We start from the raw sequence: 18,907 nt of genomic DNA, 5'->3' as shown, positions 1-18,907 counted from the left end.
TGTGATATAAATGAGGATTTACGCCCAAGTTGGTTGTACTTTGAACATAGAAACTTCTTCCTCAACCTTTTCGCTAGGCGCTTTTACAGCATCCAGCTTAGGCTCTTCCACCGAAATCCGGTAGATATCTGCCCCAAGGCCATTTAACTTTTCTGCCAAATGTACATAACCACGGTCGATGTGATGTACGCCACCTACCTCAGTTGTGCCTTCAGCGACCAAGCCAGCAATAATCAGAGCAGCCCCTGCACGCAGGTCTGTAGCTGTCACTTTAGCACCTTTCAGCTTAGCATTGCCTGTAATGATAGAGGATCTTCCTTCAACTTTGATTTCCGCGTTCATCAATTGGAACTCATCAACATGCATAAAGCGGTTCTCAAAAACCGTTTCCGTCACAACGCTCGTTCCTTCGGATGCAAGTAACAAAGCCATCATTTGGGATTGCATATCTGTCGGGAATCCTGGGTATGGTAACGTTTTGACATCCACTGCTTTGAGTGGACGGTCTGCAATAACACGCACACCATTCTCGTCAGGTTGTACTGTTACACCCATTTCTTCAAGTTTCGCAATGACGGAACCCAAGTGATCAGAGATGGCGCCTTCAACGTATACGTCGCCACCAGAGATTGCTGCGGCAGCCATATACGTTCCTGCTTCAATACGATCCGGAATTACCGTATGCTTAACGCCAGACAGTTTCTCTACACCTTCGATACGAATGACGCCTGTACCGGCTCCGCGAACCTTTGCACCCATCCCGTTCAGGAAGTTAGCCAGGTCCACAATCTCAGGTTCTTTCGCCGCATTCTCCAGAACCGTTACACCTTCGGCCAAAGTTGCAGCCATCATAATATTTTGAGTGGCACCTACAGAAGCCACATCCAGATAAATTTTCGCCCCGCGCAACCGTCCTTGGCTACGTGCTTCGATATAACCTTGGCCCAAGCTGATCTCGGCTCCCATGGCTTCAAACCCTTTGAGATGCTGATCAATCGGTCGTGTACCTATGGCACATCCCCCAGGCAGTGAGATTCTTGTTTGACCCAAACGCGTCAACAAAGGCCCCATGACCAGAAAAGACGCCCGCATTTTACTAACCCATTCATACGGGGCTTCACAGGAAGTAAGGTTCTCCGCATTTACGGTAATCACTTCGTCCCGGTATGTAACTCCCGCTCCTAGCGATTCCAACACTTTGTTAATCGTCATCACATCGTCTAGAGGAGGTGCGTCAATAATAACGCTTTGTCCTTCTTCCCCTAAGAGAGAGGCAGCGATGATCGGAAGAACAGAATTTTTAGCGCCGCTAACTTTGACACTTCCGGTCAACCTTTTGCCACCGCGGACGATAAATTTGCTCATCATGGTTCCCTCCGCGCTTTTATTCCCTTTTCCTCATTCCGGAATACGTAAGCCCCACTGTGATAGAAAGGACTGTTGCTGTGTGTGGAATTTCGACAAATTCTGGCATGTACGCACAGATGTCTGATCAGAAAAGAATTGGTTTGTATAATTCATATCGATGATACCATGTGTACTGTACATCCTGCTTCATGGCTTGAGAACTCATTAAAAAGGCCATCTTAGCATCAGAACAGACCAATTGGGATGGTTTTTAGCCGGTAACTACCGGATATCCCCTTTATAACCTACATAATTAGTGAAAAATTGTGAATTCCCTAACTTCCATCATAACATTGTTGAATTGTCCGATACAAGCATTTTTTACATAAACACTTCAAATTCGTTCCGTTGAACGTTCACATTTATTTCTTACATTTTGGCCGACAGCTCATACTCTAATTGTTAACACAATTAATCGATGTTATTCGACAATGAGCCGCTTGAAGAACCTAACAGATGATTAACCAACCATCTCAACATTAAAACAAATTTCTTAACATTTGAGTCCAAGACAAATAATCAATAACAAAGCCTGCAACGGCATGCCCTAAAATAATGGCAAGCAACAAATGTAACAGTCTTCCCTGAGGACCCTTCGGCTGTCTGATTACTAAATCCAATTTCAGATTTTGCAATGACCACCATGTAATCGCTATACATATAAGAGAAACGACAATTGAGATCAGGCTGTTGGTGCTCAATGTCTGGTTCACCTGATTTGCCAGATCATTACCCATATCTTCTTACCTCCACCTTCATTGCTGCAACGATCGGCATATCATATGCCTTGCCCCCATAACTTGTTAGTACACAGGAATGTTCGAAGCAGGAAACAAGTCTGTTCAACTGTCAGGTATCCCTCGATCTGACAAGATCATCTGATGCCTACATGACCAAGCAACAGCAATTCAGCTATGCATGATGAAGGAATCTAGTATCCAACTTCTTGCATCTGCCGACTCTAAGGAATATAGGCTGTTTCACTATTACTTGTCAACTACATTGATTTCCACTTCAAAAACATTTTAATTATTATCCGCCAGTATTGTGTGACTAAAACGACATCAAAGAGCATTATAACGATATCGATTCTGTCATTTCCTCGGAAATAATTCAACTAAGTCTCGTAAAATTAGTTCTATCAGGGGGATATGCCTATACTACTTAAGTCCTACATGTTATTCACCTTATCATTGAAAGGTGAATCTAATCATGTAAAGTACATTCATACTATATAAAGAGAACACTCTCTAACGTTCGAATTCATTAAATAATGTAGTGGCATACTATCGTTGTACTCCACTGGATTGATTTCCTCGTGAAAGATTAAAAGAACCCGGTAGACTATGCCACCGGGTTCCATGAATCACTTTATTTGCCGTACACGTTGATCCGGTTAACCGCTTTTTGCAAAGCAATCTCTGCACGGCGGTGATCAAAGTGGTCCTGATTGCTCTGGCTGGCAAGCCGGCGTTCTGCCCGTTCTTTAGCCGCACGCGCACGATCCACATCAATACTTTCCGGGAATTCGGCACTCTCTGCGAGTACAACAACCTTATCTTTGCGTACTTCGATAAAGCCGCCGCCAATGGCAACCTGCTTGTTCTCTTTTCCGTTTTTGATCATGATTGGTGCAATCTGTAAAGGTGTAACCATCGGGATATGACCAGGGAGAATCCCCAGTTCCCCTTCAATACCACGAGCAATGATGCTGTCCACTTGTTGTGAATAGACCAGACGCTCAGGCGTTACGATTTCCAACAAAAAGGTGCTCAATTCCATCCCTCCTGAAACTATCCGAAGGATAGCTCGCTTCATAAGGACAATCCTGGACTCAGATTATACCAGTGTTTTAGCTTTCTCCACTGCCTCTTCAATTGTACCCACGAAGAGGAATGCTGCTTCCGGCAGATCGTCATGCTTGCCTTCGAGAATCTCTTTAAAGCTGCGCACCGTTTCTTTAACCGGAACGTATTTACCCGGAATACCGTTAAATGCTTCAGCAACGTGGAAAGGCTGGGACAAGAAACGTTGAATTTTACGCGCACGATAAACGAGCGCTCTGTCTTCTTCGCTGAGCTCGTCCATACCCAGGATCGCAATGATATCTTGAAGTTCGTTATAACGTGCCAAGATACGTTTTACACCTTGTGCAACGCTATAGTGCTCTTCGCCAACAACTTCAGGAGACAAGATCCGGGAACTGGATGCGAGTGGATCTACCGCTGGGTAGATACCCATCTCGGAGATTTTACGCTCCAAGTTTGTTGTTGCATCCAAGTGAGCAAACGTTGTTGCAGGAGCCGGGTCAGTGTAGTCATCCGCAGGGACGTAGATCGCCTGGATGGATGTAACCGATCCTTTTTTCGTTGAAGTAATACGCTCTTGCAATTGACCCATTTCGGTTGCCAGCGTAGGTTGGTAACCTACCGCGGAAGGCATACGTCCAAGCAAGGCAGATACTTCTGAACCCGCTTGGGTGAAACGGAAGATGTTATCGATAAAGAGCAACACGTCACGGCCTTCTTCATCACGGAAATATTCCGCCATCGTCAAACCTGTGAGGGCTACACGAAGACGTGCGCCTGGTGGCTCATTCATTTGTCCGAAGACCATTGCTGTTTTGTTGATAACGCCGGAATCACTCATCTCGTGATACAAGTCGTTACCTTCACGTGTACGCTCACCAACACCGGCAAATACGGAGATACCACCGTGCTCCTGCGCAATGTTGTTGATCAGTTCTTGAATCGTTACCGTTTTACCTACACCGGCACCACCGAACAGACCGATTTTACCACCTTTTGCGTAAGGAGCCAGCAAGTCGATAACTTTGATACCTGTTTCAAGCATTTCAGCTTGGGTAGTCAGTTCATCGAATGCAGGAGCAGAGCGGTGAATCGGATTTTTGTGTTCAGCTGCTACTGTACCGCCAGTATCGATTGCCTCACCGAGTACGTTAAATACACGGCCCAGTGTCGCTTCACCGACAGGTACAGAGATTGGAGCTCCAGTATCTACGGCTTCCATGCCACGTACGAGACCGTCCGTGGAGGACATCGCGATACAACGTACCCGGTTGTCACCCAGATGTTTCGAAGCTTCGAGTGTAAGATTTACACTAACGCCGCTTTCGGTTGCTGTAGTGATCGTAATGGCATTGAGGATTTCCGGCAGACCGCCGCGATCAAACTCGACGTCAACAACCGGACCCATGATGCTCACAACGCGTCCTTTGTTCATCTTAACGTTCCCCTCCTACAAGCCTGCTACTTTGACAAAAATAAAGTTCCGTTCATTCATTTTTGCAGTGCAAGCCTTCATTAAATAAAAAACGGTTAGCCTTGTGCTGCGTTGGCACCTGCCACAATTTCCGTAATCTCCTGCGTAATCGCTGCTTGACGGGCACGGTTATATGTCAATGACAGATCGTTAATGAGCTTCGATGCATTTTTGGTTGCATTGCCCATTGCCGTCATTTTCGCGCCCAGCTCACTCGCTTTACCATTCAGCAATGCGCCGTAAATCAATGTCTCCGCATAACGCGGAAGCAAAACTTCCAGCACAGCCTCAGCTGAAGGTTCATACTCGTAGCTTGCAGTCGGTCCATCCGCAGCAGATAACTCAGGTGTATCCATAGGAAGAAGTTTTTCGACCGTTGGAATCTGGGTCAACGCATTTACAAAGCGGTTATAACAGATGTACAATTCATCAAATTTAGCCAGTTCAAATCCATGAACCGCTTCATGAGCAATGGATTTGATATCGGCGAATGCAGGTGAATCCGACAAATCCGTTATCGTGGAAGCCATAGCCATTTCACGACGTCTGAAATAGTCGCGCCCTTTACGTCCGATAACAAACAATTCATAGTCGTCCTGAGAGTTGTGACGCTCTTTCAGCGTCAGATTAACCTGACGCAAAATATTCGCATTGTATCCGCCCGCAAGACCACGGTCCGACGTAATGATCAGATATGCTGTCTTTTTCACCGGACGGCTATCCAGCATAGGATGCTGAATGCCTTGCGTGCTTGTTGCGATACTTGCCACAACTTCTTTCAGCTTCTCTGAATAGGGACGGGCAGCCTCTGCTTTTTCCTGCGCTTTACGCAGTTTTGCAGCAGCAACCATCTCCATTGCTTTGGTGATCTGCTTTGTGCTTTGTACGCTTTTAATTTGCCGCTTAATTTCGCGCATGCCTTTTGCCATGATTTCACCACCTCAAAACTTTGGCAAAGCCAAAGTTACTTCGTAAGCTTCGTTACAAGTTACACATGCAGACATGCGGAATCGGTTAAACAACTCCGCAGCTACATGAATCTATTTAGACAGAGACAGCGAAGCTCTTTCTGAACTTCTCAATTGCATCTTTAAGTGCATTCTCATTGTCTGCTGTCAATTCTTTTGTATCACGGATGGACCCAAGGATTTCCTCATGGTTGCTCTCCATGAACGCAAGGAACTCACGCTCAAATCGAGTTACATCACCTGTCGGGATTTCATCCAAGTACCCTTTAACCGCAGTGTACAAGCTGACAACCTGTTGTTCTACAGGAAGCGGCTGGTTTACACCTTGCTTCAGAATTTCCATCATTCGCGCACCACGATTCAGACGAGCCTGAGTGGATTTATCCAAGTCAGATCCGAATTGAGAGAACGCCTGCAACTCACGATATTGTGCGAGATCGAGACGCAGGGAACCTGCAACTTTTTTCATCGCTTTGATCTGTGCAGAACCACCGACACGAGATACCGAGATACCTACGTTGATCGCTGGACGTTGTCCGGCGTTAAAGAGGTCGGACTCCAAGAAGATTTGACCGTCTGTAATGGAGATTACGTTGGTCGGAATGTATGCAGATACGTCCGAAGCCTGTGTTTCAATGAATGGCAGAGCGGTTAAAGAACCACCACCAAGTTCATCATTCAGCTTCGCAGCACGCTCCAGCAAACGGGAGTGCAAGTAGAATACGTCACCCGGATAAGCTTCACGGCCCGGAGGACGACGGAGCAGCAAGGACAACTCACGGTATGCAGCTGCTTGTTTAGTCAAGTCATCATATACTACAAGCACGTGCTCGCCTTTGTACATGAAGTACTCACCCATGGAGCAGCCGGAATACGGAGCAATGTACAACAATGGGGATGGATCGGAAGCGGATGCCGTTACTACGATCGTATATTCCATTGCACCTCTACGACGCAACGTTTCTACGACCTGAGCAACAGTGGACTGCTTCTGACCGATAGCCACATAGATACATTTCATGCCGCTACCTTTTTGGTTCAGGATCGCATCGATCGCAATCGATGTTTTACCTGTTTGACGGTCACCGATGATCAACTCACGTTGTCCGCGACCGATCGGAACCATCGCATCAATCGCTTTGATCCCTGTTTGCATCGGCTCATGAACCGATTTACGGTCCATAACGCCTGGTGCTTTACCTTCTACCGGACGGAATTCCGTTGTAGCGATCGGCCCTTTGCCGTCCACTGGAATACCGAGCGGGTTCACAACGCGTCCAATCAATGCTTCGCCAACTGGCACTTGCATGATCTGACCTGTACGTTTTACTTGGTCTCCTTCACGGATATCCGAGTAAGGTCCCAGAATAACGACACCCACGTTGCTTTCTTCTACGTTCATGGCGAGGCCCATTACACCGCTTGGGAACTCAACCAACTCGTTGGACATGACATTCTCGAGTCCGTATACACGGGCGATCCCGTCACCAACCTCAATAACTGTACCAACTTCGACTACATCGATATCAGTCTTATATTGTTCAATCTGACTCTTAATTAATGTACTGATTTCTTCTGGTTTGATACTCAAGTGTCCTCACCCCAATCTACTGTACTCGTCTGTTAAAAGACTGCTCAAGACGTTCGAGCTTGCCAGCCAAGCTGCCGTCATAGACCGTATCGCCAATGGCGACTTTCAATCCGCCCAGCAGTGCAGGATCAACAATGTTCTCGATACGGATCTTTTTATTCACACGGCCACCGAACTCACGGGCTACCGCTTCTTTCTCTTCTTCATTCAATGCATAGGTCGAGTATACGCGAGCATCGGCGATTCCAAGGGAATCCCCTTCGATTTTCACATAATCATTCAACAGGTCTTGCAACAATTCCACGCGGCCACGCTCAATCAGAAGCAAAACCGTGCGAAGGACAGGTTCGGACACTTTGCCATCAAGGCTTGCATGAAGCACATTCTGCTTGGCTTCATCAGAGATGTTCGGAGAAACAATAAACTTGATAATCTCTTGATCTCCGGTTAATCCACTGACAACAGCACGCAGTTCCTGTTCAACTTCAAGCACTTGCTGCTGCTGAAGAGCAACTTCGAACAATGCTTTTGCATAACGCTTGGCAACAATCGTATCGCGGCTCATTGTCGGCCCCCTACCTCATTGAGGTATTGGTTCACAAGTTCCTCTTGTGCTGGACCGTTCTCAACTTCTTTTTTGATCAATCTGGAAGCAATCTGAACGGAAGCTGTACCCAGTTCGCTGCGAAGTGCGGCAACCGCTTTGTTCTTCTCGCTCTCAATTTCACGTACAGCATCGTCTTTGAGACGAGTTGCTTCAGCTTTGGCATCAGCCAGAATGGATTCAGCCTGCTTGCCACCCGTTTGTCTGGACTGTTCAATAATGTCGTGAGCTTCTTTGCGTGCTTGTTCCAGAGCCTGTTTTTGCTCCTCCACATAAGCAATCGCCTGTTCCCGAGTCTGAGCAGCCTCATTCATCTGGCTCATTACGAGTTCACGACGCTTTTCCATGATGGAGAACAACGGACCGAAAGCATAACGGCTAAGCAGCCAGTATAAAACCAAAAATGCGATAATCGCAAGAAGCGTATTTTCCCATAAGAAACTCAATCTGTTCACTCCTTCCTGGAGGTATCCTAAACCGTTATCCCTTACAGGATAAGTTCCTAGCTAAAAAGAAGGCGCGGAGGGCTACAGCCTTCCCCGCCGTACTGTGTTATGTCTTAAGCAGCACCGTAGAACATGAATGCGAGTACCACACCGATGATCGGCAATACCTCGATCAAACCTACCCCGATGAACATTGTTGTTTGCAGTGTGGATTTCGCTTCTGGTTGACGCGCGATCCCTTCCACTGTTTTGCTGATTACCATACCGTTACCGATACCTGCGCCGAAAGCGCCCAATCCTGCAACAATTGCTGCTGCGATTAATGCCATTGCTCCCATTTGTATATCCTCCTTAAAATTATAAATCAATTTTATTGTTCAGCCTGATGGAGAGATCCCCGCAGGTCTAAAACTTAATGTTCTTCGTGCGTTTCGATGGTCTGTGAAATGTACACCATCATTAGAATGACGAAAACGAAAGCTTGAATCCCGCCGATAAAGATACTGAAACCTTGCCACACTGCAAGCAGCGGTATTGCGAAAATTGCGCCCAGCACTTTGAAGCTGGTCAATTTGAGGATGGTTGCAATCAGCACCTCACCCGCAAAAATATTCGCGAACAAACGCATGCCGTGCGTGAGCAGCTTGGACGCGGTCTCGATAATATTAATCGGAAGGAACAACGCGTACGGCTGCACATAGTGTTTCAGATAACCTCTAGTGTTCTTGAACAGTCCCAGTCCATGTGCTACGAGGAAAGCTACGAGAGCTAGTCCCATCGTTACAGACAAGTCAGCTGTTGGCGATTTGAACCAAGCCAGCTCGATATGTGGATGCGCTTCTGGATCCTTCGCGTGAGCCTTTTCATAAGCCTCAACCGCTGTAACGATTGGTTTCCCGAAAACGGTAGCTGCATTAACATCCTTAACATCGGTAACGGCCTGGAATGGAAGTCCAAGCATATTTCCTACGAAGATGAACAAAATCATCGTAAGTGCGAGAGAAATAAAGTGTTTGCCTTTCTTCATGTCCATCGTACTGGATATCAGATTACGAACGAACTCAACAGCCCACTCCATAAAGTTTTGCAGCTTTCCCGGATTATCCACCGACAGGTTCCGTGTAGCGATGATGGCAAAAATGAAGACAATGGCGCTGGTTACAATCAACATCAATAGTACGGACAAGTCCAGATGAAATCCACCAAGCATAATCACTGGAGCTTCATGCATATTTTTTTCTCACCCCTTTCTCTACCTGAAAGTTGCCACACTCAAAATCACTCTGCTTTGCGGGACATGATGATCCCTATAATTAATAGGGAAAATTGCGCAATGGCCAGACCGCCTGCAACCGCATATGTATTGAAGTACTGCGGAAAGCGCATCGATATGTAAATACCAAGCACTGCGAGCGCCGCTCTTGTCAAAAATCCCAGGTTCACACGCTTCAGATTACCTTCTGCCGCATCATCGGACATCTTCCTCACCTTGTAGCCCAGGTAAAATGCATTAATCAAACTAATGCTAACACCCAGGGCCAGTCCCAAAGCAATCGTTTCCAAACGAGGTACAAACGCAGCCGTTAGAAAACAAATCATGAGAATATACATGACGGAAACGGTCATCCATCTGCGATATCTGGCTAGTTCACTCATCACTTTCCCCCATGAATTTTTTAGCAATAAAGTAAATGCTTACCCCGCCTGCCGCAAGAAAAAAGAGAACGCTTACGGCGATCCATATTCCGTTGCCTCCAATGGTCCTGTCCAACCACGAGCCAGCGTAATATCCGGCAACAGCGAGCAAGGCAATCTCGATCCCAAAAGCTGTCACGAGCCCCATTGCTTTCCAGACCTTATCATCATGGTTACGGGATGAATTTGGTTTGTTCGAATCGGCCATTTTCCTCGCCACCCTTGCAATCCCAGTTAATTTTACTGAATGATGAGAGCCTTTGTCAATTGATTGATTTTAGCGTTTTAAAGGGAGAAACGACGGGTCTACAGCTCAATAAAGCCCATAAACCCGCGTAAACCGTACAGTTTAACTGTATGCTATCCCCTCTATAAATCCAACAGAAAATGTGAATTATTTTTTGAACTTTCTGTGAAATGAATCCGGACGCTCACTTTTTACGCCGAAATGGTGCAAAATCGCATTGACAATTCTTTCCGATGCATGTCCATCACCGTATGGATTAGCAGCTTGACTCATGCTTGCATACAGCGCTTCATCTGTAAGCAGAGCCTTGGTCCGTTCATATACACGTTCCTCTTCCGTCCCTACCAATTCGAGCGTACCCGCTTCGATGCCTTCTGGGCGCTCTGTTGTATCGCGCAATACAAGAACAGGCACACCAAACGAAGGCGCTTCTTCCTGCAGACCGCCTGAATCAGTCAGGATCAAGTGAGTGTGCGGGTAAAAGTTATGCAAATCCACTACGTCTAGCGGATCAATTAACTGAATACGGGGATGATTCCCCAAAATCGCGTGAGCCGGCTCCTTCACAGCAGGACTAGGGTGCACCGGGTACACGATGGCAATATCTTCAAATTCGTCAGCAATACGTTTGACGGCCTGGAAAATGTTGCGGTGAGGCTCGCCTTGAGATTCGCGGCGATGAGCAGTCATCAACACTAGGCGTTTGCCTTGTGCCCAATCAAGTACCGGGTGTTTGTAATCCTCCCGTACTGTATATTGAAACACATCCGTTACCGTGTTGCCTGTGACGTAGGTACTAGACTTCGATTTATTTTCCTTGGCAAGATTGGAAGAAGACCAGTCCGTTGGTGCAAAATGCAGATCAGCCAAAACACCCGTCAGCTGGCGGTTCATCTCTTCCGGGTACGGCGACAGCTTGTTCCATGTCCGAAGACCAGCTTCCACATGTCCAACCTGAATCTGTTGCAGGAACGCTGCATAGCTGGCTACAAATGTAGTCAACGTATCACCGTGAACGAGCACAATATCGGGTTTAGCTTCACGCAAAACCGGCTCCAGACCGCCAAGAACACGAATGGTGATTTCGTTCAGGGTCTGACGATCCTTCATGACATCCAAATCATAATCGGGATGAATGTCGAAAACTTCAAGAACCTGATCCAGCATCTGGCGATGCTGCGCAGTTACGCAAACAATCGACTCAATAGACTCGGGATGTTTTTGCAATTCCAGAATAAGCGGAGCCATCTTGATCGCTTCTGGACGCACCCCGAAAATAGTCATAACTTTAATTTTTTTGGACATTTGAGCAAAGCCCCTTTTCTAATCCGCATGAAAATATGCTTATTTCGTTCCGTACAGACGGTCTCCTGCATCGCCAAGTCCTGGCACGATATATCCGTGATCATCCAAACGGTCGTCAAGCGCAGCTACATAGATATCTACATCTGGATGTGCATCTTGTACTGCTTTTACTCCCTCTGGCGCTGCAACCAAGTTCATCATTTTGATCTGAGTGCAACCGCGCTTTTTGAGCACGTCAATCGCTGCGATTGCTGATCCGCCTGTTGCAAGCATCGGGTCAATCACAATAAGTTGACGTTCAGTTACATCTGTAGGCAGCTTGGTGTAGTATTCAACAGGTTGCAACGTTTCCGGATCACGGAACAAGCCAACATGTCCCACTTTTGCCGCCGGCAGCAATTTTACTACGCCATCCAGCATCCCCAGTCCTGCACGCAGAATTGGCACCAGTCCAAGCATACGTCCAGAGATAACCTTTCCTTGTGTTGCCGCTACAGGTGTCTGTACGTCGATCGATTCCAGTTCTACATCTCTTGTAATCTCGTAAGCCATCAACGTGGCTACTTCATCAACCAATTCACGAAAATCTTTCGTATTTGTACGCATGTCGCGTATAAACGTCAGTTTGTGTTGAATCAGGGGGTGATCACATATTACTAATTTTCCCATTAAATTGTCCCTCCGGTAAGTTCTTCATGAGTTAAGCATTTCCAAATATACCTAGCCGTCATTCACAGGCTCGATAAATCCTGTATATTATATCATCACCCACACTGAATTACACCATCAAAGGGCACCTAATCATTACAGAAAAGCAAATCCTACAAAAATAGGACCGGAAAATGATTCATCCGGTCCTGTTTGCTCGTGCTGTTGTGTGAGTTGAATAGCAAAATGTTAAATACAATACCACTCCGCCACCAGAATGCTCCTTCGATCGCCGTTATCCCCAAATTTTATGATCACCTTAGAAAGGTGAAAATTCGGGGATAAATGCGAGCGCTCCGCTTCTACGGCCTCATTCTGCTCACTTCGTTACTTTGTATTCCATTTTAACAACCTTCAAAGACAAACAGCACGAGCAATATTTATAAGTAATACTAGTATTTAAGGTCGGTGTAGAGCGGGTATTGGTCAGTCAAGGCAGTTACCTCTGCGCGTGCCTGATCAAGTGTTGCTGTGTCTTTTGGATTTTTAAGCGTCTTGGCAATGATCTTACCGATCGCTACCATTGCTTTCTCATCCATACCGCGGGAAGTCGCCGCAGGTGTACCAATACGGATACCGCTCGTGATAAACGGACTTGTTGGATCAAACGGAATCGCGTTTTTGTTCACGGTAATACCGATGGAATCAAGCACATGTTCTGCTTCTTTACCCGTGATGTTTACGCTACGAGTATCGATCAGCATCAAGTGGTTGTCTGTACCGCCGGATACGATGTTCAATCCTTCACCGATCAATGTTTCAGCCAACACTTGTGCGTTTTTTACCACGTTCTGAGCATACGTTTTGAACGAAGGCTGCAAAGCTTCACCAAACGCTACAGCTTTTGAAGCGATCACATGCATCAAAGGTCCACCTTGGGAACCTGGGAATACCGCTTTATCAATGGCAGCTGCCCATGACTTCCGGCACAGGATCATACCGCCACGGGGTCCGCGCAGCGTTTTGTGTGTTGTTGTTGTAACGAAGTGCGCATGAGGCACCGGGTTAGGATGCAGTCCAGCTGCAACAAGTCCTGCAATGTGTGCCATATCGACCATGAACAGCGCGCCAACATCATTGGCGATGGAAGCCAGCTTTTCAAAATCAATCGTACGTGGGTATGCACTTGCGCCTGCTACGATCAGACGAGGGCGGTGTTTGAATGCCGCTTTGCGAACTTCATCATAATCAATGAGGAATGTGTCTTCTTGAACGCCATACGCAACGAAGTTGTACAACAAACCAGAAGCATTAACCGGGCTACCATGCGTCAAGTGACCGCCATGTGCCAGATTCATACCCAGAACGGTATCACCAGGCTTCAATGCTGCCAGATATACAGCCATGTTTGCTTGTGCGCCAGAGTGCGGCTGCACGTTCGCATGCTCCGCACCAAACAATTCTTTCGCACGATCGCGCGCGATATCTTCAACGATATCGACATGCTCACAGCCGCCATAGTAACGTTTGCCTGGATAACCTTCAGCGTACTTATTCGTCAGAACGGAGCCGAGTGCTTCAATTACCGCTTCACTTACGATGTTCTCTGATGCGATCAGCTCAATGTTGTTCTGTTGACGTTTCAGTTCAAGATTCATCGCTTCCAATACTGCAGGGTCATTTTTACGCAATTGTTCCATGATTAAATTCCTCCTAAATTATAATGAAGTTATAAAGCAAATCATCAGGTTACACTTCTGACTTCAATTGCATCACCATCTTACGATCGCTGCTATCCCCAGATTTCTTTGAACCCTTATATATAAGGGGAAATCTGGGGATAGCTTATGCTTCCGATGTAGCATTCCTTCGGAAAGCTTTTAGGCGAGCGCTTCGCTTCTCCAGATTGGTGTTGCACTCTCCGTTTTCGTGTAAACATCATTTTGCTTTATACGTTAGTCACAAAAAGTAGCATTAGGCTCTTCTTCCATTCGATAAACCGCACGTTCGCCGCCAATCAGCTTCGGACGTGTAAGTGCTGCTGTGACACGAGCCTCTCCAATGTAACGAAGCGATGTCCGAAAAGGAACCGCGACATGGCGAAGATGCATGCCAATCATTGTCTCTCCGATATCCAGACCTGCATGGGCTTGAATATGTTCAGCCAGACATGGATCGGAAAGTGAACGATAGGCGGTAGATGCCATGGAACCACCCGCTTTTGGCACAGGTACAGCGCCAACCTCTGTCAGTCCGAGCCGATGAAGCAATGCACGTTCCATGACAAGCGCCCGGTTCAGGTGTTCACAGCACTGGAATACAGTGTCGAAACCAAACTCCGTCTGCACCTCACGAATTCCTGCAAGCAACTGCTCTGCCACTTCGACGGCACCACTTGTTCCAATGCGCTGGCCAGCTACCTCGCTTGTACTCGTGCCGATAACAACAACATGGCCAGACCCAAGCTTACCGGCAATTGCCAGTTCGCGCAGGATCGATGCGGTCTGTTGCTGCAATCCGGGTTGTTCCGAATCCAATTCAATAGTCATCCTATCGCCTCCCGATAAAATCATGCCCGCTATCTATATAAGTTGAATTAAAGATTTTACACAGTCCACTCCAATGACAGAATAACCTGGAGAGTAGCTGTTATCCCCGATTTTTTTCGATTCCCTTTTCCAAAGGGGAAAATCCGGAGATAAGCGTATGCTTCCGATGTAGCTTTCTTGCAGAAAGCTTTCAGGCGACCGCTACGCTTTCGGTTTTTTTGTCCTCTCCGTTAACGTGTAAATGAATAGTTCAACTTATAGTGAATATTTGCTCTACATATGCGCTGCATGGCATTTCAGGTACTATTATAGCGAAAAATCAGATGAAAGACGAAAAAAAGAGCAGTCTGCGGGTATCGCAGAATTGCTCTTTTGCCCAGGCGACCGGCCGTTTGTTCCGGTGCTCCATTGTGGTTGTGCCCACTTCGTCGCCAGTTACACCGGATCCCTGTTTTCCCCTTCATCATAAATCAACCCTACTTGAAAATCAATGGTTAATTTACATTCCATGTTCTATATCTTGTCTCTGTGCAGATGAATTATTCAAGCTTATCCAAAAGCTTGGATAACGCTGTACGAATCTCTGCCGCAGCAATATTGTAATCGTCCCGGCTACCACCAAACGGATCGGAGATATCGAAACTTGGGATGCGCTGCCGAATTTCAATCGCACGTTCTCGCTCTGATGCCAGAATTTCCTGTCCCAAGGCTCGTTTCATTTCCAGTGTAGCAAAAAGGCTGTCCAACTCCTCCAGGTCTTGAAGCACTTGTGCATCATTCTCGGCATATTCTTTCAGCGTGTACGTCTTCTGAATAGAATTCGGGAACACCTGCATCACATGTTGCTTATGGCTCCTCGTTAACGTCAGAATCAGATCTGCCCATTCGATCAACTCTTCACTAAGCTGTGTAGACTGGGATGGACCCTCTGCCTGATGATCTTTCAAAACTGCTTCGGCATGGCGTGATATCGGCATACCTGACGACGCAGCCACACCTGCGGAACGAACCTGTACCTCAATGCCGCGCTCGGATGCAAGTTTTCGCATAAGCCCTTCTGCCATGGGGCTGCGGCACGTATTGCCTGTACATACGAATAAAATATGTTTCATTATGTTAGCCTCCCCATTGATCAAGATGTGAACTACCTATCCTATCGTCTACATGTATTATTTTTAAAATATAAACAAAAGTCCAAAGGCAAGCAAGATGGCCCCGCCTACAGCTTCACCGTAATCCCCCAAATTCTGACTCACCCTACGTCCGAGAAGCAGCCCCATGATTGACATCAAACCGCCGCAGAAACCAAAGGCCAAGATGGTCAGGACAAGATCACTGCTGAACATGCCGAGCGATACCCCAACAGAGAAGGAGTCGACGCTGACACTAAGCGAGAACAAAAGAATACCCAGCAAAGATCGATGATCAACCAGCTTGGTCTCCCCTTCACGAAATGCATTCAAAATCATGTGACCGCCTAGCAGTACCAGCAGTCCGCCTGCTGCATAATTCGTAATATTGCCCAGCAAGGAACTGACATACTTACCCATATACATGCCAGCAAACGGCATGATGACATGAAACAGTGCCGTAACGGTACTAATTTTCAATACATCCCGCAGCCGTATACCCTTCATGCCGATGCCGATGCCCAGCGAGAATGCATCAAGCCCCAGCGCAACCGCCATAATCAGAATGGTTACCAACTGCCCTACATGGGCAGACACATCCCACATCCTCATACCCCCAAGTCACATAAAGGTTCTTGTACACGATATGCGGACAAGGACTCAAACATGACGGATACAGAGAAACTGGAGGGCAGAAGTGTCGATACAGCGTTCCGTTGAAAAACAGATCAAGTGCGCCTTGCTAACATGAAAATAATAGAGTGTTACGTTAAACATTACGTCTGCTTGCAAACGTGTTGACTGCTTGCGAAAGTTGAGGTTCTCTCCTGATCCTGTCGGCAGGAGCGCTTAGGTGGGCGGCTCAGCCAACTTGAATAAGTTGGTTGCCTGCCGCCTTGAGCAGCCGATTCATAACGGCTGCTCCCAGCCCTTCGCGTGAGCAGGCTTCCGCCACGATATATGTGGCGCCCTGCTCATCGCAGCTGCGCAGCGCGGCGTATAGCCTGCGCGCAGCTTCCTGTAGCTCGCTGGCATCGCCCAGCGAGAACACGGCATTGGCGCGGTACTGCTCCGCGTGCTCGGCGAACGCCAGCACCGCGGTGCGCTCTCCGCGCTGCGCCGCCTCCGCCAGGGCGGCGCGGGTCCAGGCCGCTACCGCTACGGGCGGCCCCTCTACCACGCACAGCGACCCTGCGGGTGCGTAGTGCGTGTACTTCATGCCCGGCGAGCGCGGCGCCGGGCTGTTGCTGTCGCCACCGGACCCTTCGGCGAGAAGCGCCGGGTCCGTGGCGACACGGGCGGCCACGGCGGACAGCTGTTCCGCCGTAATGCCGCCTGGGCGCAGGATGGTGACGGTACCGTCGTCACCGGCCTGCACCACGGTGGACTCGACGCCCACCCCGGTGGGGCCGCCGTCCACAATGCCGCCGATGCGGCCATCCAGATCCTCCCGCACATGTGCGGCGAGGGTCGGGCTAGGCCGCCCGGAGCGGTTCGCACTTGGCGCAGCAACGGGGCATGCCGCCGCCGCGATGAGTGACAGCGCCACCGGGTGGTCGGGCATGCGCACGGCCACCGTGTCCAGTCCGGCAGTGACCCGCGGGGACACTGCCCCTGGCCTAACCGGCAGCACCAGCGTAAGCGGGCCTGGCCAGAAGGCTGCCATCAGCGCTTCCGCCGCTGCATTTACCTCAGTGACCAGTTCATGCAGCTGGTCACGGTGCGCGATATGCACAATCAGCGGATTATCGGATGGCCGCCCTTTGGCGGCAAATACCGCCTCCACCGCTTCTGTGCTGCGCGCGTCTGCGCCGAGGCCGTAGACCGTCTCGGTAGGGAAGGCAACCGTCTTCCCTTGACGAAGGCAGGCCGCGGCTGCCTGCAAGTCAGCGAGCGCCGCTTCGCGGGCGGCACTCGCCTTTTTCACATCCGATACTGGGGAAATCTCTTGCACGTGCACATTTATGTTCTCGGCCTCACCCTGCTCATGCAACAGTGCTCTGACATCCCAAAAGGCTGTGTTGTGTTCCACCTTGGCTCTCTCTACCGCCGCATTATCGGGCTTGTCCTCAAACGAGGGTTGTTGTACCTTTTCGTGCTCTCTGGTCATATATATCATCATCCCTAAACTTCAAGTAGGTTCAATTTCAGTACATATAAGTATACCATATCTGTCACGTTTCAGGTTCGATCCAATCATAAGGTACTTCCTCCGCATATCCTGTTCACGTAAAAAGGAAGCTCCCTGCACACCTGCAACGAAACTTCCATCCCTTAGTTTTTATTTTATATCGCACTGCATATAAATATATCACTAATTGGTTGTTAAGCGAATAATCCTGCTACCCAATCCCATATTTTCACGGCAACGTCCCATAGAAAAAATCTAGCTTCGGGCGTCTCACCTTGCACAGTTGCCTTCACCTCTACTGCATCCGCGGATGCCGCAGAGACTGTCGATGGTTTCGCCAGCGCATCGCCTGTGCTTGCATCGATGAAACAGAGCGGCGGGAACAACACACACCACCAGTTCTGTCCTTTGCCTTCGCCCAGCGTAATCCGTACTGCTTCGTATTCGCCAGCAGGGTACACCGTACCACCATAGAGCTTTGTTGGAAAAGGAACCGTGCCCAGCTCCACCTGATATTCATAAGTTAGACCACGTTTCATTAACTCTTCCCCTACCCGATTCTCAATCTCGGACAGATGCTCCCGAATGACATGCCTTGCCTGCTCCAGACTTTGCGGATTCTCCAGCGCTCCAACCCATTCGCCCATCTGTGCAACGACTGCATCCCGAATCTCACGTTTCACGAGCTGATCTCCGGCCGCATCGGAATTCGCTAGAATCCGCAAACGAATCGACTGCTCCGGAATAGTAGTAGCAGCAACAGCCGCATCGGTTTTCTGACCTTCCCACATCATAATGATCATCATAAGACATACAAGGATAAGTCCAATTTGTTTTACAATTCGTCTGTTCATCCCGTTCTCCCCCTCGGTTCCGATATCCAGCTGCAACTCTCTCATGTCTA

At 48.2% G+C, this 18,907-nt stretch carries 20 protein-coding genes and 1 riboswitch; all 20 genes read right to left on the bottom strand.

Annotation, left to right across the window (positions count from 1 at the left end; all coding sequences use genetic code 11):
* Positions 1-18 precede the first annotated feature (18 nt).
* Positions 19-1,365 carry a UDP-N-acetylglucosamine 1-carboxyvinyltransferase gene (gene murA, locus ABIE27_RS07045; protein WP_192895125.1) on the bottom strand — a complete coding sequence of 449 codons (1,347 nt, stop codon included), beginning with the start codon at positions 1,363-1,365 and terminating at the stop codon, positions 19-21.
* Positions 1,366-1,886: 521 nt separating this feature from the next.
* Positions 1,887-2,144, bottom strand: coding sequence for a DUF1146 family protein (locus ABIE27_RS07040; protein WP_090922880.1), 258 nt, complete (start codon positions 2,142-2,144; stop codon positions 1,887-1,889).
* 634 nt (positions 2,145-2,778) lie between these two features.
* Positions 2,779-3,183: a F0F1 ATP synthase subunit epsilon gene (locus tag ABIE27_RS07035; RefSeq protein ID WP_123065310.1), complete on the bottom strand. Its 405-nt coding sequence runs from the start codon at positions 3,181-3,183 to the stop codon at positions 2,779-2,781.
* A 63-nt stretch (positions 3,184-3,246) separates the two neighbouring features.
* Positions 3,247-4,650, bottom strand: coding sequence for a F0F1 ATP synthase subunit beta (gene atpD / locus ABIE27_RS07030; RefSeq protein WP_123065309.1), 1,404 nt, complete (start codon positions 4,648-4,650; stop codon positions 3,247-3,249).
* Between the two features lie 95 nt (positions 4,651-4,745).
* Positions 4,746-5,618, bottom strand: coding sequence for an ATP synthase F1 subunit gamma (gene atpG, locus ABIE27_RS07025; protein WP_123065308.1), 873 nt, complete (start codon positions 5,616-5,618; stop codon positions 4,746-4,748).
* Positions 5,619-5,733: 115 nt separating this feature from the next.
* The gene (gene atpA / locus ABIE27_RS07020; RefSeq protein WP_123065307.1) at positions 5,734-7,248 is read right to left on the bottom strand and encodes a F0F1 ATP synthase subunit alpha; all 1,515 of its coding nucleotides are present in this window, start codon (positions 7,246-7,248) and stop codon (positions 5,734-5,736) included.
* A gap of 16 nt (positions 7,249-7,264) precedes the next feature.
* Entirely contained in the window at positions 7,265-7,813 is a 549-nt protein-coding gene (locus tag ABIE27_RS07015) for a F0F1 ATP synthase subunit delta (RefSeq protein ID WP_429350189.1), read from the bottom strand.
* Positions 7,810-8,298 (bottom strand): F0F1 ATP synthase subunit B, encoded by a 489-nt coding sequence (gene atpF / locus ABIE27_RS07010; RefSeq protein ID WP_090922868.1) that lies wholly within the window; start codon positions 8,296-8,298, stop codon positions 7,810-7,812. Before atpF ends, ABIE27_RS07015 begins: the two co-directional genes overlap by 4 nt.
* 113 nt (positions 8,299-8,411) lie before the next feature.
* Positions 8,412-8,636 (bottom strand): F0F1 ATP synthase subunit C, encoded by a 225-nt coding sequence (atpE, locus tag ABIE27_RS07005; RefSeq protein ID WP_090922866.1) that lies wholly within the window; start codon positions 8,634-8,636, stop codon positions 8,412-8,414.
* A gap of 74 nt (positions 8,637-8,710) precedes the next feature.
* Positions 8,711-9,529, bottom strand: a complete 819-nt coding sequence (atpB, locus tag ABIE27_RS07000; RefSeq protein WP_090922864.1) for a F0F1 ATP synthase subunit A — start codon at positions 9,527-9,529, stop codon at positions 8,711-8,713.
* A gap of 47 nt (positions 9,530-9,576) precedes the next feature.
* Entirely contained in the window at positions 9,577-9,954 is a 378-nt protein-coding gene (locus ABIE27_RS06995) for an ATP synthase subunit I (protein ID WP_145334442.1), read from the bottom strand.
* The gene (locus tag ABIE27_RS06990; protein ID WP_090922860.1) at positions 9,947-10,201 is read right to left on the bottom strand and encodes an AtpZ/AtpI family protein; all 255 of its coding nucleotides are present in this window, start codon (positions 10,199-10,201) and stop codon (positions 9,947-9,949) included. The genes ABIE27_RS06995 and ABIE27_RS06990 overlap by 8 nt, the downstream gene beginning before the upstream one ends.
* Before the next feature lie 186 nt (positions 10,202-10,387).
* Entirely contained in the window at positions 10,388-11,545 is a 1,158-nt protein-coding gene (gene wecB / locus ABIE27_RS06985) for a non-hydrolyzing UDP-N-acetylglucosamine 2-epimerase (protein WP_123065304.1), read from the bottom strand.
* Positions 11,546-11,584: 39 nt separating this feature from the next.
* Complete coding sequence (gene upp, locus ABIE27_RS06980; protein WP_090922856.1) at positions 11,585-12,214, bottom strand: uracil phosphoribosyltransferase; 630 nt, start codon at positions 12,212-12,214, stop codon at positions 11,585-11,587.
* A 431-nt stretch (positions 12,215-12,645) separates the two neighbouring features.
* Entirely contained in the window at positions 12,646-13,893 is a 1,248-nt protein-coding gene (glyA, locus tag ABIE27_RS06975) for a serine hydroxymethyltransferase (protein ID WP_192895124.1), read from the bottom strand.
* A gap of 255 nt (positions 13,894-14,148) precedes the next feature.
* Positions 14,149-14,742: a TIGR01440 family protein gene (locus tag ABIE27_RS06970; RefSeq protein ID WP_123065302.1), complete on the bottom strand. Its 594-nt coding sequence runs from the start codon at positions 14,740-14,742 to the stop codon at positions 14,149-14,151.
* A gap of 367 nt (positions 14,743-15,109) precedes the next feature.
* A riboswitch (ZMP/ZTP riboswitch) is annotated at positions 15,110-15,191 on the bottom strand.
* 90 nt (positions 15,192-15,281) lie between these two features.
* On the bottom strand, positions 15,282-15,854 hold the full coding sequence (locus tag ABIE27_RS06965; RefSeq protein ID WP_123065301.1) for a low molecular weight protein arginine phosphatase: 573 nt from the start codon (positions 15,852-15,854) through the stop codon (positions 15,282-15,284).
* Positions 15,855-15,917: 63 nt separating this feature from the next.
* Positions 15,918-16,478 carry a manganese efflux pump MntP family protein gene (locus tag ABIE27_RS06960; protein ID WP_123065300.1) on the bottom strand — a complete coding sequence of 187 codons (561 nt, stop codon included), beginning with the start codon at positions 16,476-16,478 and terminating at the stop codon, positions 15,918-15,920.
* Positions 16,479-16,734: 256 nt separating this feature from the next.
* A complete protein-coding gene (locus tag ABIE27_RS06955) occupies positions 16,735-17,982 on the bottom strand; it encodes an L-threonylcarbamoyladenylate synthase (RefSeq protein ID WP_429350260.1) in 1,248 nt (415 codons plus the stop codon).
* A gap of 215 nt (positions 17,983-18,197) precedes the next feature.
* Complete coding sequence (gene spoIIR, locus ABIE27_RS06950; protein WP_123065299.1) at positions 18,198-18,857, bottom strand: stage II sporulation protein R; 660 nt, start codon at positions 18,855-18,857, stop codon at positions 18,198-18,200.
* Positions 18,858-18,907: the final 50 nt, after the last annotated feature.

Source organism: Paenibacillus sp. 4624, from assembly GCF_050435065.1.
GTDB lineage: Bacteria > Bacillota > Bacilli > Paenibacillales > Paenibacillaceae > Paenibacillus > Paenibacillus amylolyticus_D.
The sequence above is the reverse complement of the archived record's forward strand: the minus strand, read 5'-3'. Positions and strand labels throughout refer to the sequence as shown.